This window comes from Streptomyces sp. NPDC046915, from assembly GCF_040644935.1.
In the GTDB taxonomy this organism is placed as follows: domain Bacteria; phylum Actinomycetota; class Actinomycetes; order Streptomycetales; family Streptomycetaceae; genus Streptomyces.
Map to the genome: position 1 here is coordinate 50714 of NZ_JBEYXB010000005.1, position 16172 is coordinate 66885.

Here is a 16172-nt window from a genome sequence, read left to right on the forward strand (position 1 = left end):
TCGGCCGAACCGGCAGACCGGCCTTCCCTGCTGGTGTAGACCAATGCTAGATGTGGTCGCGCAATGAGCCCGCACGGCTACGTCTTGTCACCAACAGGAGGCGCGGCATGGCCCGCACCACCCCCCATGACCACCCGCAGACCGACGACGAGCCGCTCTACTGGCGGATCGCCACGCAGTTACTCGGCGAGCTGCGCGAGGGAACCATTCCGCCGGGTGAACGCCTGCCCGGCGAGCGGCGGTTGGCCGAGCACTTCGACGTCAGCCGGGAGACCGTCCGGCAGGCGCTGGAGGTGCTGCGCCGCGACGGTCTGGTGAACACCGACCGGCGGGGCAGCCACGCCACCCTGCCCGGCCTGCCGGTGGAGGACCCGGTGTCGCTCGCCTTCCCGGTGGGTGCCCGCAGCGCCGATCCGGGCGCGGTCGACCGGGCGACCGTCACCTGGGAGACTCCCCCGCCCGAGCATGCCGCCGCCCTCGGTCTCGCCCCGCACCGGCCGACCCTGGTGCACCGCTACCAGTCCGCCACGTCCGACGGCCGCGCCGTGCGCACCGCGGTGACCTCCTTCTCCGCCGTGGCCCTGTCCGAGGTGGCCGAGCTGGGCCGTTACCGCGACCGTGCCGACGGTGCCGCGGCGGCGCAGCTGCGGCGGGCCTACGACTGGATGCGCAAGGCGGGCCTGACCCTGCACCACCGGGACTCCATCAGCCCGGTCGCCGACGCCTCCTCGGTCCGGGTGACCCGCCGGGTGCACGACCAGTTCGCCCGGCCGCTGGAGATCACCGATCTCGTGGTGGACGCCCAGCAGGACACCCTGGTCTACGAGTTCACGGTGCCGGCGGCGGGGTGACGCCAGCGCGCGCCACCACCAGCCGGGCGCGAGGGCTGCCGTCCGTGCGCCGCCCGAGCTCGGGCAGGGCGTGCAGTTCCACCACGAACCCGGCACGCTCCAGCTCCCGCATCACGTCCCCGAACCGGAAGGCGCGGTAGTACATGACGAACGGCGGACGCCACACGGCGTTGCGCACCCGCATCACCGCGTCGAAACCGAGCAGCGTCCAGTACGCCGAGGTCGCCGGCCTCGGCGGGGCGGGCACGGGGAACGCGAACCGGCCGCCCGGCCGGAGCGCCGAGTGCACCTGGGCGAACAGTCCGGGCAGCTCGCGGGGCAGGAAGTGGCCGAACGCGCCGAAGCTGACCACCAGGTCGAAGGCGGCGGCGAACGGCAGCGCGCGGGCGTCACCGCGCACCCAGGCGACGCGCGGCCCGGCGGGGCGGACGCGTTCCCGGGCGACGGCGAGCATGCCGGCGCTGAAGTCGACCCCTGTGACGCTCTGGCGGCACACCCGCGCCAGCACCTGAGTACCGGCGCCGGTCCCGCAGCACAGGTCGAGCCCGTCCGCGACGGGGCCGAGCCGGGCGAGCACCGCGGCGACCGGCTCCAGCAGCCGGTCCGACGTCCGGAAGGGGGTGTGGTCGAACTTCGGGGCGAGCAGGTCGTAGCCGTGCTCGACGGACGACAGCGCCTGGGCGGCGAGTTCGCGCAGGGTGGGGCCTTCGGGGCTGAACATCCGGGTCAGCCTAGGGCAACCCGCTGCTTCAGGAGCGTCAGAACCCGCTCGCACCAGCGCAGGTTCCCCTCTTCGAAAGCGATCCCGCCCATCAGGGTCAGATACGGGCCGATGCGGTCGGACTCGCTCAGATACTCCTCCTCGGTGCGGCCGTCGAGGAGGCGGTCGCGGACGCGCAGATAGCGGTCGAGCTTGCCGCGCGCCCAGGACATGCGCTCCTCGACCAGCCCGCGGGTGACGGCCGGGTCCGCACCGTCCATCGCCTGGATCTTGATGAAGAGTTCGTCGCGCAGGGCGGTGGGCCGGCGGGGCGGCTCGGCGGCGAAGGAGCGCAGGTCCGCGCGGCCGGCCTCGGTGAGGGTGAACATCCGCTTGTTGGGCCGTCGCTCCTGCTGCACCACCCGGGCCTCGATCAGCCCCTCCCCCGCCAGCCGCTCCAGCTCGCGGTAGAGCTGCTGCGGGGTCGCCGGCCAGAAGTTGGCCAGGGACACGTCGAAGACCTTGGACAGCTCGTAGCCCGAGGCCTCGCCCTCCAGAAGAGCGGCGAGGACGGCGTACTTCAGAGACATGTGGACACGCTAACAGCAGGTGACTATTCTCATCCGCACTTACTCAACTAATTGACTATGAGGTGGTCCGATGCGTGCGTTCCGCGAGGCGGTCGAGGCGGGCGACATGGACGCCGTGGAGGCGCTCCTGGCCGAGGACGTGGTCTTCACCAGCCCGGCCGTGTTCAAGCCGTACCCGGGCAAGGCGATCACGGCGGCGATCCTGCGCGGGGTCGCGCGGGTCTTCGAGGACTTCCGGTACGAGCGGGAGCTCGCCGGCGCCGACGGGCGCGACCACGCGCTGGTGTTCGCCACCCGGGTGGGCGACCGCGAGCTGACCGGCTGCGACTTCATCCATCTCAACGAGGACGGCCTGATCGACGAACTGATGGTCATGGTGCGGCCGTTGTCGGCCGCGCAGGCCTTGGCGGCGGCCATGGGCGCGCAGTTCGAGCAGATCACGAAGGAGGCGGAGGCCCGGTCGGCCGCCGCCTCCTGACCTCAGGCGACGGTGAGGGTCAGCGCGCCCGTGCGGGCCGTGCCCGGTGTGAGGGCCGTCGGCGTGCCGTCGACCGTCAGCGTCACCGTCTTCCCGCGCGGGGCCTTCACGGCCGCGTCGGCGGCGACGGTGAGCGAGGTCAGGTACGAGGTGCCGGTGACCGTCCAGGTGGAGCCGCTGTTCAGCTTCACGATCGCCCCGTTGTTGACGGCGGGCCGCACGGTGTTGCTGACGATGCCCAGTTCGTAGAAGGTGGACGCGTCGACGGTGGGCACCCTCACGACCGTGCCGCCGTCGATGGTGAGCGTGCCCGCGGCGAAGAACATGTAGCCGAAGTGGCCCGAGTCGACGGCCGTGCTACGCACCGGCACGGCCGCCGACTCGGTGTCCGTGAGGCCGAGTTCGAGCTCGGCGTTGAGTGCGGCGACCGCCTCGCGGTGCTGTCGCCGTACGTCACGACGGCGGCCGGGCCGGCGAGTCGCGCGCACCTGGTCGAGGGAGGCGGTGACCTCGGCCCCGGGTACGGCGTGCTTCAGGATCTCTGCCACAACGGCGGCCTTTCTGGGGGGAGTCGGCCGGATCAGACGGGGGGCGCTTCGAAGAGCACGTCGGGGTCGTTGAACTGCTCCTTGGCGACCGACTCGCTCATCGGGTCGGCGGTCCCCCACTGGTCCTGGGTCATCGGGTCGTCGACGTCGTGCCGCCCCGGGTGCCACCGGTCGGCTCCTCGATCGTGAACGTCGGCTCGGTGGCCGCCCTGACCGCCCACCACGCCGTGGCCTACACCGCCAGCAAGTGGGCGCTGCGCGGCCTGTCGAAGGTGGCCGCGCTGGAGCTGGCCCCGCGCGGCATCCGCACCAACCTCGTCCACCCCGGCTACATCGAGACACCGCTGATGGAGTCCGCGAACCCGGTGTTCGTCCGGGCCCACCTCGGCCTGACCCCGCAGGGCCGCCCCGGCACCGTCGACGAGGTCGCGCCCCTGGTCGTCTACCTGCTCTCCGACGAGGCGTCGTACGTCAACGGCGCCGAGATCACCGTCGACGGCGGCTGTGCGGCGCACGGCGGGGTGAAGGCGATCACGAACGCGCTGGACGGGGTCAGCCCTTGAGGTTCTGCAAGGTGGCCTTCGTGTCCGACTTCAGCCAGTCGGTCACCTCGTCGAGCTTCGGCGGGTCCTTGTCCGTGTCGTACGAGGACAGGTAGGCGCTGTAGCTCATGGTGTACGTCATCCAGCCGTCCCGCACGGCCAGCGTGGCGTAGCGGGAGCCGCTGGAGGAGCCGCTGGTGGTGTCCTCGGTGACGAGGTACGCCTCGTCACCGATGCCGTTCACGCTCTCCACGTCGTAACCGGAGTGGCTGTCGTCGTAGTTCTTCCAGGTGGCCGTGAACTCCGGCCCGGGGTCCGTCTTCTTGTGCAGGTCCATCTGGACGGTCAGGTAGGCGTCCGCGTAGCTCGAACCCGTCTTCTTCAGGCTGAGGCTGCAATAGCCCTCGTCGAGGGCGGCGGCCTTGAGCGCGTTGTGGGTCGGGGAGGTGTCGTTCTCGGGGTACTCGTCCTTGAAGGAGGAGTAGTCGCCGCCCGAGCAGAGGTTCGAGGGAGCGGAGTAGCCGCGCAGGTCCGCGCTGTCCTTGCCGATCAGGAAGACACCGGCCGCCCACGCCGCGGAGGCCACCACCGCGCCGACCGCGGCCCACAGGACCGCCCGCCCGGCACCGCCGCTGCCGCCGCCGGGCGGCGGGACGGGCACCGGGCCGTAGGGGCCCTGCTGCGCGTACGGGTTGCCCGGCTGGGGCTGGCCCGGCTGGCCGACCAGGGTCGGCTGGGCGTAGACACCCTGCTGCGTCGGCGGCGGGAAACCGGCCGGCCCGCCGGGCGGCGGCGACTGCGGGTTCGGGTAGGGGTACGCGGTCGGCTGAGCGGGCGCGTCCGACGGTTGGTCCGGCGGTTGCTGCGGCGGCGTGGGCGGCGTGGACATGACGTGAAGATAATGCATGTGGGCGGTCAAGTCCCGTCACGTCAGGGATCGTTATGGTCTGGGGACATCTGGTGCGGCTCAGCCTCGCAGGCGCGGTCCGGCGAGAGCGGTGATGATGTTCACGGGATGCTCCATGTCGTCTCGTGAGGTCGTTCCACCCCACCGACGCATCAGCGGCGCCCGGATCGACACTCCGCGAGCCGCCTTTGCAGAAACCGCCGTTCCGCGTCGTTGTCGACCAGTTCCAGCGCCCGCGCGTACGCCTCGGCGGCCTCCTCGCCGCGGCCCGTGCGGCGCAGCAGGTCCGCGCGGTGGCGGGCAGCAGGTGGTAGCCGGCCAGCTCGCCCTCCCGCTCCAGCTCGGCCACCAGGGCCAGCCCCGCCTCGGGACCCTCGGACATGCCGACCGCGACCGCCCGGTTGAGCCGTACGACGGCGGAGGGCACATGGCGCTGGAGCTCGCCGTACAGGCCGGCGCGGAGGAGATCGGCGCCGGAGGAGGCGGCGTACCCCTCGTTGAACAGCAGGTAGATCACCCCGAGGACGCCGGTGGTGCGTTCGGGCAGCAGGTGTGCGGGCGGCACCCGGCAAGGGATGCCGGCGTTGCGGATCTTGCGTTTGGCGCGCACCAGGCGCTGTGCCATGGCCGCCTCGGGGACCAGGAAGGCGCGGGCGATCTCCGGGGTGGTCAGTCCGGCCAGGGTGCGCAGGGTCAGCGCGACCCGGGCCTCCATGGTCAGCGCGGGGTGGCAGCAGGTGAAGATCAGCCGCAGCCGGTCGTCGTGCACGCCGCTGTCGTCGTCGTACGGCTCCTCGTGGGCCGTGAGCATCGCCGCCTTCCGCAGCTTCTCCGCCCCGCGGTCGCCGAAGTGCGGGTCATTCCGGGGGCGATGGTGTTGACGCGGATGCGGTGCGGGGCGCCGGCCGCGCACAGGTGCTTGCTCATCGCCAGCACCCCGCCCTTGGCGGCGCCGTGCGGCACCATCGGCATGAACGGGGCGCCCCGCACGGCGGCCACGGAGGCCACGTTGAGGACGGCTCCGCCGCCGCGTGCGATCAGGTGCGGCCAGGCCGCCCGGGTGCAGAAGTAGGGGATGTCCAGCTCGTTGCGGATCGTGAAGTACCAGTCGTCGGCCGGCATCGTCTCGAACGGACCGTTGCGCAGCGCGGAGGCGTTGTTGTAGAGGATGTCGATCCCGCCGAAGGCCTCGATCCCGGCCTCGATCCACTCGCGTGCTCCGGTTTCGGTGGACAGGTCGACGGGCGCGAGCGAGCGCATGACACCGCCGGCCTTCCCGACGAGTTCGACGGTTTCCGCGGCGTTCTTCTCGTCGATGTCACAGCCGAATACAAGTGCGCCCTCTGCCGCGAAAACCTGTGCCGCGGCCCGGCCTATTCCGGCTCCCGTCCCACTGATGAAAGCGATTTTCCCGGCCAGTCGGCCCATGATTGCCAAGTCCCTTGTCCCATGCCGCCCGAGTGAGGTGGTGGCAGCGTAGGGAGGGGATTTGGCCGGAACAAGAAATGCGCCGGGGGAGGGCCATCGGGGGTTCGTATGGCTGGTATGCGGCGCGGACGCGGGCTCTCAGGACGTCAGCCGCACGGGGAGCGCCCGTACGCTGTTGCCCACGAAGCTGGCGTGCCGTGCGAGGGCGGCCTCCGGTACGGCGAGGTCCAGGCCGGGGAAGCGGGTGAACAGCCGCTCCAGCGCGATGCCGGCCTCCAGGCGGGCCAGCGGGGCGCCCAGGCAGTAGTGGGCGCCGTGACCGAGGGACAGGTTGCGTACGGCGTCCGGGCGGGCGGGCCGGGTGACGTCGAACCGGTCGGCGTCCGGGCCGTGTGCGGACGGATCGCGTCCGGCGGCGGAGTAACCGGCGAGAACGGGCGTGCCCTTGGGGATGACCGTGCCGTCCACGGTGAGGTCCCGCACCGGGTACCGGAACGGGAAGTAGCTCACCGGCGCGTCCCAGCGCAGCGTCTCCTCGACGACGTCGCCCCAGCTCACCTCGCCCTTCAGCACCAGGTCGAGCTGGTCGCGGTGGCCGCACAGGGCCCGCACGGCGTTGGTGATCAGGTTCAGCGTGGTCTCGTGCCCGGCGATGATCATCAGTACCAGGGTGCCTATCAGCTCCCGCTGGCTGAGCCGGTCGCCGGCCTCGTCGCGGGCGGCGATCAGGGCTCCGGTGAGGTCGTCGCCGGGCCGCTCGGCCTTGGCGGCGGCGATCGCGCCGAGCACCTCGACGAGTTCGCGGTTGGCGGCGACGGCTTCGCGCGGCCCGATGTCGGTGGCCACGACCCGGTCGCACAGATGGTGCAGCCGGTCTCTGAACTCGTCGTCCACTCCGAGCAGTTCGCCGATGACGCCCATCGGCAGCGGCAGCGCGAAGTGCCGCCGCAGATCGGCGACCCCGCCGTCCGCTTCCGCCGCGCGCGCCAGATCGTCGAGCAGAGACGCCGTCAACTCCTCGACCCGGGGCCTGAGTTCCTCGACCCGCCGGGGCGTGAAGGCCCGGCTGACCAGCGACCGCAGCCGACGGTGGTCCTCGCCGTCGGCGGTGGTCATGCCCTCCACCGTCGCGAAGGTCATCAGCGGCCATCCCTCGGCGATCCGCCCCTCGCGGAGCGCGGTGAAGTGCCGGGCGTCCTTGGCCACTTCGGGATGCTGGAGGAACTCCTTCAGCGCCTCGTGCCCGAGCACCACCATCCCCTCGATCTCCCCGGGCAGCACCACCGACGCCACCGCGCCCCGCGCGAGCAGCCGGGCGTTGTCGGCATGCGGGCAGCCGCCGGAGGGGTCCATACGGTGCGGCGGTACGGGGGACGAGGTCGCCAACGGGATCTCCTGTCTCCGGGAATGGACCGGCCCGACTCCATGTTGACGGATGCGGGACCACTGGTACAGTGCGATCAGCATCAAGGTGCGCCCCGTTTCGGGCGCCGGTGCCCGTTCCACTTCGTTCAGCCGATCCACCCGTCGCTTCGCGACCGGTCCACCGGCTTCTCCGCACCACCTCGTGAGCAGGACGTTTCCGACGCAGGCACGTCGTGTCCGCGATCACCCGAGGTGCTGCTCCCGCCGCCGGAGGCGTGTTCCCACGCCCTTCCCCTCGCGGCCAGATCCCCCTGCCCCCCTTCCTCATGCCTTCGTACCGACCGTCCGGAAAGGACCTCACCCTCATGACCACGACCACCACACTCGAACACCCTCCCGCACGGCAGGGGCGCCCGGCCGACCAGCTCGTCACCGGTGTCCTCGACATCGACACGCACGGGAAGGGGCACCTGCGCGCCGAGAGCTGCCTGCCCTCGCCCGCCGACCTCCAGGTCTCCCCCGCGCTGATCCGGCGGCACGGCCTGCGCCGCGGCGACCTCGTCGAGGGCGTCCGCGGCGAGCGGCGCACACTGACCGACGTGGCACGCGTCGGCGGACGCACGCCTGAGGCGCTCCGCGGACGCCGCCACTTCCGTGACCTGACTCCGCTGCACCCGCGCGAGCGGATCCGCCTCGAACACCCGGCGTCCGGGCTCGCGGGACGGGTCGCCGACCTGTTCACCCCCGTCGGCAAGGGCCAGCGCGGGCTCATCGTGGCCCCGCCGAAGACCGGCAAGACCGTGCTGCTCCAGCAGATCGCCGCCGCCGTCGCGGGCAACCACCCGGAGTGCCGGCTGATGGTGCTGCTGCTCGACGAGCGCCCCGAGGAGGTCACCGACATGCGGCGCTCGGTCCAGGGCGAGGTGTACGCCTCGACCTTCGACCGGTCGGCCAAGGACCACATCGCGCTCGCGGAACTCGTCGTCGAGCGCGCCAAACGGCTCGTCGAGGACGGCGAGGACGTCGTCATCCTGCTCGACTCCCTGACCCGGCTGTGCCGGGCCCACAACAACGCGGCGTCCGCCGGCGGCCGCACCCTCAGCGGCGGCGTCGACGCGGGCGCCCTGCTCGGCCCCAAGCGGTTCTTCGGCGCGGCGCGGCACGCCGAGGAGGGCGGCTCGCTCACCATTCTGGCCACCGCCCTGGTGGACACCGGCTCCCGCGCCGACGGCCTGTTCTTCGAGGAGCTGAAGAGCACCGGCAACATGGAGCTCCGCCTGGACCGGGAACTGGCCTCCCACCGGTTGTTCCCGGCCGTGGACCTCGACGCCTCCAGCACGCGTCGCGAGGAACTCCTGCTCACCCCGGCCGAATTGACCACCGTACGAGGGCTGCGCCGCGCGCTGCGGTCGCGGGACGGCGGCCCGGCGAACCTGGAGACGCTGCTGCGGCGGATGCGCGAGACCCCCGACAACGCGACGTTCCTGCGGCGGGTCCAGCCGACACTGCCGACGGACTGATCCGCGTGCGGCATCCGGGTGCCTCCCGGTGGCCTCCGGCGCGGGCAACGCGGTCCACGGCACGTCCGTTCCTACGTTGATTCGTATGATGATCGGATTCTCTTCTCGGGTGGCTGCCTCGACCTGCGCCCTGTGCGTCGCGGGGGTGCTCGCGCTCGCCCCGGCGTCGGCGGACCCCGCCCCGCCCGGACGGCCGAGGGCGGCGGTCCCGCAGCCGTCGCTCCTCTACCGTTCCGGCACGCAGGTCCGTCCGCACCCAGGGGTGCCCGAGGTCCCGGCCGTCTCCGCGCTGTCATGGCTGGTGGCCGACGCGGGCAGCGGCGAGGTGCTGGCCTCGTCCGACGCGCACCGCGGGCTGCCGCCCGCCAGCACCCTCAAGACACTGTTCGCCCTGACCGTGCTGCCGACCCTGCCCGGCGGTTTCCGGCACACCGTCGACACGAAGGAACTGGCGGACGTCGGCGAGGGCAGCAGCCTGGTCGGCGTGGTCGAGGGGCACACGTACCGGGTCGCCGACCTGTGGCGGGGCGTCTTCCTCAGCTCGGGCAACGACGCCGTGCACGTCCTGGCCTCCCTCGCCGGCGGCTGGCAGACCACGGCGGACCGGATGCAGGTCAGGGCCCGCGCCCTGGGCGCCCTGGACACCAGGGTCGTCTCGCCGGACGGCTACGACACGCCCGGCCAGGTGTCGTCCGCGTACGACCTGGCGGTCTTCGGCCGCGCCGGACTGCGCAACCCTGACTTCGCCCGGTACTGCTCCACCGCCCAGGCCCGGTTCCCCGGCGACGACGGCGGGTCGTACGGCATCGAGAACACCAACCGGCTGCTGACCGGCGAGGACGGTGTGAAGCCCTACCCCGGTCTGATCGGCGTCAAGAACGGCTACACCACCAACGCGGGCAACACGCTCGTCGCCGCCGCGCGCCGGAACGGGCGCACGCTCGTGACGACCGTGATGAACCCTCAGGAGGGCGGCGGCTTCGCCGTGTACGAGGAGGCGCGCGCGCTCCTGGACTGGGGATTCGCCGCGTCCGGACGCGTCGATCCGGTGGGTTCGCTGGACGCGCTGATCCCGCGCCCGCCCCACCCCGCCGCGTCCGTGCCGCCCGTGGCCGCCCCGCCGCCGGCCCCCGCCGACACCGGTTCCGACTGGCCGGACACCGGAGTCATCGCGGGCGCCGCCTGTCTCGGCACCGCGGCCGTGGCACTGGCGCTGCGCGCCAAGAACAGCCGGAAGGCGGACGGCTGACCGGCCGGCAGGCCGAGCAGCAGGCCGAGGGTGATCCACGTGTAGGCATTGCTGCCCAGGAACCCGTCGAGGCCGGACGCGTCGTCGTACCAGAGCCACACCACGCTGGTGCACAGCACCGCGTACAGGGCGCCCGCCAGGCGCACGTGACCCGTGCGGACCAGCACGGCGAAGGACGGCAGCAGCCACACCAGGTGGTGCACCCAGGTGATCGGGCTGACCAGGCAGGCGGTGAGGCCGGTGAGGGCGACGGCGGCGGGCCAGTCACCGGCCGCGACCGCGCCGCGCGCCCGCCAGGCCCACACGCACAGCACCAGCAGCACGGCCGTCGCCCACACCGGACGGCCCGGTTCGCCGAGCCGGGCGAGCACACCCTGGAGGGACTGGTTCGATACGTAGTCCAGCCGGCCGACCCTGCCGGTGTCCCACAGCGCCTCCGTCCAGTAGAAGCGGGAGGCTCCGGGATCCGCCCAGGCCGCCAGCCCGGTCGCCCCGGCGGCGACCGCCGTCGCCAGCGCGGCGGCCCGCCACCGGCGGGCGATCAGCAGCAGACCGATGAAGACGGCCGGGGTGAGCTTGATCGCGGCGGCCAGTCCGATGCCGGCGCCCGCCCAGCGGCCCCGCCCGGTCGCGAGCAATCGGCCGTCGGCGAGCACCAGGGCCAGCAGCAGCAGGTTGACCTGGCCGAAGCTGAAGGTGTCGCGCAGCGGCTCGAACAGCGCGAGCAGACAGGCGGCCAGGGCCCAGCCGTACCAGCCGTGCCGTCGCCAGGCGAGCCCGGCCAGGATGCGCAGCACCACCGCCAGCGCCGCCAGGTTCAGCAGCAGGGACGCGGCGACCGCGGTGCGCAGGGGCATGAGCGCCATCGGCAGCATGACCAGTGCGGCGAACGGCGGGTAGGTGAAGCCGTACGGCGTTCCCGGCACGCGGTAGTCGTAGATCCGGCCGCCGTGGTGGACCCAGCCGTCCACGGCCCCGTAGTAGACGCGCAGGTCGAAGAAGTCGCGCAGCAGCGGCACGGTCGCGGTGAAGACGGTCACGGCCGTGCCGAGGGCCAGGACGAGGAGCACCCGTCCCCGGTCGGTGCCCGGCCCCCTCACGCCGTACGCCCCAGGGCCGGTGTCCGGGCCGCCTGGTGGGCCTGTGCCAGGACGACGACGGCGAGGACGCCGCCGGAGACGGCGAGCACCAGTTGGCCGGTGTCCGCGGGGCCGCCGCTGGGCAGCACCGCCAGGGCGAGCACGCCCGTGACCGCCGCCACCCGCCGCCGTACCGAGGTGCTGGGCGCGGCGGCCGCGATCAGGAACAGGCCCCACAGGGCGTACCAGGGGCGGATCGCCGGGCCGAAGGCGGCCACCACCGCGAGGCTCAGGCCGAGCGCGTAGACCGGGGCGGGCCGCAGCCGCACCCAGATGAGGAGGACGGCGGCCGCGGTGACCGCGAGGCCCAGCACGTGCCAGGCCGGGACGGCCAGCGGGGCCAGGCCGCTGCCGAGGCGTTCGAGCAGGGCTCCGGTGGCGCGGCCGAGCAGGCTGGTGAGCGCCCAGTTGTGCGGGGAGACCGGCGTGTCCAGTGCGGTGATCCAGCCGTACCCGGTCCCGGCGACGGCGGTGGCGACGGCGGTGGTCGCGCCGGCCGCCAGCGCGGTCGTCAGGACGGCGCGCGCCGGTCTGTGCCCCGCGCGCGCCTGGACGACGACGACCGCCAGCAGGCCGAGCGCGGCGGGCGCCTTCACCAGGGCCGCCAGCGTCACGAGGACGGCACCCAGGACGGGCCACCTGCCGAGCGCCGCCACGAGGCCCAGACCGAGCAGGCCGAGCATGATGGCGTCGTTGTGGGCCCCGGCCACCAGATGCAGCAGCACCAGCGGGTTCAGGGCGCCCAGCCACAGGGCGGCGGCCGGATCGGCGCCGCTGTGCCGGGCCAGGCGGGGCAGCGCGGCGGCCATCAGGGCCACGCCGAACAGCGCGAGCAGCCGCATCCCGAACAGGCCGGCGGGCAGCTCGCCCCGGGTCAGACCGGCCAGGGCGGAGGCGATCGCCAGGAAGGCGGGGCCGTACGGGGCACCGGTGTTCCGCCACACCGGTGCGACCTCGTCGGCGAGCGGGCCGCCGAGCCGGGCCGGGCCGTGCGCGTACACGTCCATGTGGGCGTCGACCATGGCGCCCTGCGCGAGGTAGCTGTACACGTCCCGGCTGAACAGCGGCGGCGCCAGCAGCAGCGGGGCCGCCCACACGGCGAGGACCAGGAGCAGGGCCCGCGGGGTGGGTGGGTGGTCGCCGCGCACCAGGCGTCCCAGCAGCAGCCAGGCCGCGATCAGCAGGACGACGCCGAAGTACACGCCGACCAGGCCGAGGGCGGCACGGACGGAGGCGGGGGCGAGGAGTTCCCGCACGGGCAGGGCGCCGGCCGTCTCACCGCCCAGCGCGAGGCAGGCGGTACCGGCCAGGCCCATCACCTGGCAGCGGCGGAGATCGACGGGAAACGCCATGGCCAACACTGGGGCAGCGTGACAACGCCGGATGGCCGGAAGGCGACCTGGCTCCCTCCGAAGGGCGGCCTGCGCGTGACCGGAACGTGATCGGACCCGAGGCCCTGTGCAGGGACCGTGGGGGATCAGAACACAGACAGTCCGGTCAGGGTCGTGAACCGGTCGAGGGCCGCCACCCCCGCCACGGAGTTGCCGCGCTCGTCGAGCCCCGGGCTCCACACGCACAGCGTGCAGCGGCCCGGTACGACCGCGATGATCCCGCCGCCGACCCCGCTCTTGCCGGGCAGGCCGACCCGGTAGGCGAAGTTCCCGGCCGCGTCGTACGTCCCGCAGGTCAGCATCACCGCGTTGACCTGCTTGGCCTGGCTGCGGGTGAGCAGCCGGGTGCCGTCGGCGCGGATGCCGTGCCGGGCCAGGAAGGTGGTGGCCAGGGCGAGGTCGGCGCAGGAGGCGGCGATGGAGCACTGCCGGAAGTACTGGTCGAGGAGGACCGGCACCGGGTTGTCGATGTTGCGGTAGGACGCCATGAAATGCGCGAGGGCGGCGTTGCGGTCACCGTGCGCGGTCTCGGACGCGGCGACGTCCTTGTCGAAGTCCAGGGCCGCGTTGCCGCTCTCGGCGCGCAGGAAGGCCAGCAGTTCTCCGGCCGCGTCCCCGGTACGGGTCTGGAGGCGGTCGGTGACGACGAGGGCGCCCGCGTTGATGAAGGGATTCCGCGGGATGCCGTTCTCGTACTCCAGCTGCACCAGGGAGTTGAACGGGTTGCCGGAGGGTTCGCGGCCCACGTGCTCCCAGAGTGCGTCGCCCTCGCGGGCCAGGTCCAGGGCGAGTGTGTAGACCTTGGTGATGGACTGCGCCGAGAACGGCTGCCGCCAGTCCCCCACCCCATAGACCGTGCCGTCCAGCTCGGCGACGGCCATGCCGAAGCTGCGGGGGTCGCGGGCCGCGAGCGCCGGGATGTAGTCGGCGGGACGCCCGCGGCCGGGCGTCCGCTCGATCTCCTCGGCGATGCGCTCCAGGACCGGCAGGAAGGTGAAGGACGACGTCGTTGTCATGATCACTATTGTGCCTCCGGCCGGTCCCGATGCGTCCATCGTGCCTGTGTCGGCGCAGGTCAGGCGAGGGGTGCCACGCTGCCCGCGACGATCTCCGGGCGCAGCAGGCCGGCGAGCGTCTCGGCGGGCAACAGGCCCTTCTCCAGTACCAGTTCGGCCACGCCGCGGCCGGTGGCGAGGGCCTCCTTGGCGATGTCGGTGGCGGCCGTGTACCCGATGTGCGGGTTGAGGGCGGTGACCAGGCCGATGGAGTTCTCGACGGTGGCGCGCAGGGCCTCGGTGTTGGCGGTGATGCCGTTCACGCAGCGCTCGGCGAGCGTGAGGCAGGCGCTGTGGAGGTGCGTGATGCTCTCCGAGAGGGAGTGCAGGATGATCGGCTCGAAGGCGTTGAGCTGGAGCTGGCCGGCCTCGGCGGCCATGGTGATGGCGACGTCGTTGCCGATCACCTCGAAGGCGACCTGGTTGACGACCTCGGGGATCACCGGGTTGACCTTGCCCGGCATGATGCTCGAACCGGCCTGCACGGGCGGGAGGTTGATCTCGCCGAGGCCCGCGCGCGGCCCGGAGGACAGCAGGCGCAGGTCGTTGCAGCTCTTGGAGAGCTTGACCGCGATGCGCTTGAGCACGCCGGACATCTGGACGAACGCGCCGCAGTCCTGGGTGGCCTCGACCAGGTTCGCCGCGGTGACCAGGGGCAGGCCGGTGATCGCGGCGAGATGGCGGCGGGCGGACTCGGCGTACCCGGCGGGGGCGTTGAGCCCGGTGCCGATCGCGGTGGCGCCCAGGTTGATCTCGTGGATCAGCTCGACGGCCTCCGCGAGCCGGCTGCGGTCCTCGTCGAGCATCACCGCGAACGCCGAGAACTCCTGGCCCAGCGTCATCGGCACCGCGTCCTGCAACTGCGTGCGCCCCATCTTCAGCACGTCCCGGAACTCGACCGCCTTGCGGGCGAAGGAGTCCTGGAGCACGGCCATCGCCTTGAGCAGACCGCGCACCGCGAAGACGGTCGCGACCTTGACGGCGGTCGGGTAGACGTCGTTCGTCGACTGGCCGAGGTTGACGTCCTCGTTGGGGTGCAGGTGTGCGTACTGCCCCTTCCCGTACCCCAGCAGCTCCAGCGCCCGGTTCGCCACGACCTCGTTGGCGTTCATGTTGGTGGAGGTGCCCGCGCCGCCCTGGATGACGTCCACGACGAACTGGTCGTGCAGCTTGCCGTCCCGGATCTCCCGGCACGCCTCGACGATGGCGGCCGCCTTCTTCGGCTCCAGCAGCCCCAGTTCCTCGTTCGCCAGCGCGGCGGCCTCCTTCACGGCGGCCAGGGCGTCGATCAGGTGCGGGTAGGCCGAGATCGGCATGCCGGTGATCGGGAAGTTCTCCGTGGCACGCAGGGTGTGGACACCCCAGTACGCCTCGGCAGGGACGTCACGGTCTCCGAGCAGGTCGTGTTCGGTACGGATGGCGACGGCGGTCATGGGGTGCGGGCCTCTTTCGGCGGTACGGAGGTGATGACGGGGTGGGTGGGAAGCGGCGGGTGGGGGGGTCGGCTGGGTGGCCGCGCGGGCTTCGGCGGTGACCGCGACGGCGGCTGACGGCCGGTAAGGGGAACGGGCCTTGACGCCTCGGACGCGGCGGGCAGGTGCCGACGCCACGGACGGGCGCGCGTCCGCCGAGCGGCAGCCGCACCAGGCATACGGGCTCGGCATCGGGCCGGACCGGCGGTACGGCCCGACCGGTTCCGGCGCCCTGACGCCGTGGCACGGCAGGCGGACGTCCGGCTCCCCGCGCCATAGCGGGCAGGGTTCCGGCCGCGCCCCCGGCCGAACGGGCACGGCACCGCCCGCACATGACCACCGGCACCGCCCGAACCGCGTCCCGCGGCCACCAACCACAGGGGTGACCGCCCGGCCACAGCCATACCGGCGCGACCTGCCCGGCGACAGACCCCGAACGGCAGCCCGGCCACCGAAGTACGACCGGACCCGGCTGCCACCCGGCCCCCGGCCCGGCAGCCAGTCCCGCCCGGCACCACGAACACCGCCCGGTTCCCAGCCCCGACCGGCGCCCCGAGCACCGCTTGGTGATCACACGCGACGGACACCGCGGACGCCGCCCGGCAACCGGACCCGGCCGACGCCACGGGCACCGCCCACGGAGCCGACCGCCCGCGCGTCGCAGACAACCGCACCGCGGACCCGGCCGACACCACGGACGCGGCAGGGCGATCACACTCGACAGGCACCGCGGACACCGCCCGAGACCCAGACCCGGCCGACACCACGAACACCGCCCACCGAGCCGACCGCCCGCGCGTCGCAGACAACCGCACCGCGGACCCGGCCGACACCACGGACGCGGCAGGGCGATCACACTCGACAGGCACCGCGGACACCGCCCGAGACCCAGACCCGGCCGACACCACGGACACCGCCCACCGAGCCGACCGCCCAA

General features: G+C 72.8%; 13 protein-coding genes and 3 pseudogenes. 5 read left to right on the plus strand and 11 right to left on the minus strand.

Going from position 1 to position 16172, the window contains the following annotated elements; all coding sequences use genetic code 11:
- Positions 1-107: 107 nt before the first annotated feature.
- A complete protein-coding gene (locus ABZ915_RS14220; protein ID WP_361801151.1) occupies positions 108-851 on the plus strand; it encodes a GntR family transcriptional regulator in 744 nt (247 codons plus the stop codon).
- On the opposite strand, the gene ABZ915_RS14225 is transcribed toward ABZ915_RS14220, so the two are convergent.
- Positions 829-1572, minus strand: coding sequence for a methyltransferase domain-containing protein (locus ABZ915_RS14225; protein ID WP_361801154.1), 744 nt, complete (start codon positions 1570-1572; stop codon positions 829-831). The genes ABZ915_RS14220 and ABZ915_RS14225 overlap by 23 nt on opposite strands.
- Positions 1573-1577: 5 nt before the next feature.
- Positions 1578-2141 carry a PadR family transcriptional regulator gene (locus tag ABZ915_RS14230; RefSeq protein WP_361801157.1) on the minus strand — a complete coding sequence of 188 codons (564 nt, stop codon included), beginning with the start codon at positions 2139-2141 and terminating at the stop codon, positions 1578-1580.
- 70 nt (positions 2142-2211) lie between these two features.
- On the opposite strand from ABZ915_RS14230, the gene ABZ915_RS14235 reads away from it, so the two are divergent.
- On the plus strand, positions 2212-2619 hold the full coding sequence (locus ABZ915_RS14235) for a nuclear transport factor 2 family protein (RefSeq protein WP_361801160.1): 408 nt from the start codon (positions 2212-2214) through the stop codon (positions 2617-2619).
- Positions 2620-2621: 2 nt separating this feature from the next.
- On the opposite strand, the gene ABZ915_RS14240 is transcribed toward ABZ915_RS14235, so the two are convergent.
- A complete protein-coding gene (locus tag ABZ915_RS14240) occupies positions 2622-3167 on the minus strand; it encodes a hypothetical protein (RefSeq protein WP_361801163.1) in 546 nt (181 codons plus the stop codon).
- Between the two features lie 161 nt (positions 3168-3328).
- On the opposite strand from ABZ915_RS14240, the pseudogene ABZ915_RS14245 reads away from it, so the two are divergent.
- Positions 3329-3730 (plus strand): annotated as a pseudogene (locus ABZ915_RS14245) (SDR family oxidoreductase); the annotation flags it as partial.
- Here ABZ915_RS14245 and ABZ915_RS14250 read toward each other — a convergent pair.
- The 4 genes and pseudogenes from ABZ915_RS14250 to ABZ915_RS14265 form a co-directional block, all read right to left on the minus strand.
- Positions 3720-4598, minus strand: a complete 879-nt coding sequence (locus tag ABZ915_RS14250; RefSeq protein WP_361801166.1) for a hypothetical protein — start codon at positions 4596-4598, stop codon at positions 3720-3722. The pseudogene ABZ915_RS14245 and the gene ABZ915_RS14250 sit on opposite strands and share 11 nt — an antisense overlap.
- 170 nt (positions 4599-4768) lie before the next feature.
- A pseudogene (locus ABZ915_RS14255) lies at positions 4769-5445 on the minus strand (sigma factor-like helix-turn-helix DNA-binding protein); the annotation flags it as partial.
- Entirely contained in the window at positions 5361-6044 is a 684-nt protein-coding gene (locus tag ABZ915_RS14260) for an SDR family NAD(P)-dependent oxidoreductase (RefSeq protein WP_361801168.1), read from the minus strand. The pseudogene ABZ915_RS14255 and the gene ABZ915_RS14260, both read right to left, overlap by 85 nt.
- A gap of 138 nt (positions 6045-6182) precedes the next feature.
- Entirely contained in the window at positions 6183-7397 is a 1215-nt protein-coding gene (locus tag ABZ915_RS14265; RefSeq protein ID WP_361802434.1) for a cytochrome P450, read from the minus strand.
- A 377-nt stretch (positions 7398-7774) separates the two neighbouring features.
- Here ABZ915_RS14265 and rho point away from each other — a divergent pair, with 377 nt between their 5' ends.
- Both rho and ABZ915_RS14275 read left to right on the plus strand, forming a co-directional pair.
- Positions 7775-8929, plus strand: a complete 1155-nt coding sequence (rho, locus tag ABZ915_RS14270; RefSeq protein WP_361801171.1) for a transcription termination factor Rho — start codon at positions 7775-7777, stop codon at positions 8927-8929.
- An 88-nt stretch (positions 8930-9017) separates the two neighbouring features.
- Positions 9018-9881: pseudogene (locus ABZ915_RS14275) on the plus strand (serine hydrolase); the annotation flags it as partial.
- An 11-nt stretch (positions 9882-9892) separates the two neighbouring features.
- Here the strand turns inward: ABZ915_RS14275 and ABZ915_RS14280 are convergent.
- The 4 genes from ABZ915_RS14280 to aspA form a co-directional block, all read right to left on the minus strand.
- Positions 9893-11278, minus strand: a complete 1386-nt coding sequence (locus ABZ915_RS14280; protein ID WP_361801174.1) for a glycosyltransferase 87 family protein — start codon at positions 11276-11278, stop codon at positions 9893-9895.
- Entirely contained in the window at positions 11275-12669 is a 1395-nt protein-coding gene (mptB, locus tag ABZ915_RS14285) for a polyprenol phosphomannose-dependent alpha 1,6 mannosyltransferase MptB (protein WP_361801177.1), read from the minus strand. Before mptB ends, ABZ915_RS14280 begins: the two co-directional genes overlap by 4 nt.
- A gap of 125 nt (positions 12670-12794) precedes the next feature.
- The gene (locus ABZ915_RS14290) at positions 12795-13733 is read right to left on the minus strand and encodes a glutaminase (RefSeq protein ID WP_361802437.1); all 939 of its coding nucleotides are present in this window, start codon (positions 13731-13733) and stop codon (positions 12795-12797) included.
- Positions 13734-13783: 50 nt separating this feature from the next.
- A complete protein-coding gene (aspA, locus tag ABZ915_RS14295; RefSeq protein ID WP_361801180.1) occupies positions 13784-15196 on the minus strand; it encodes an aspartate ammonia-lyase in 1413 nt (470 codons plus the stop codon).
- Positions 15197-16172 lie beyond the last annotated feature (976 nt).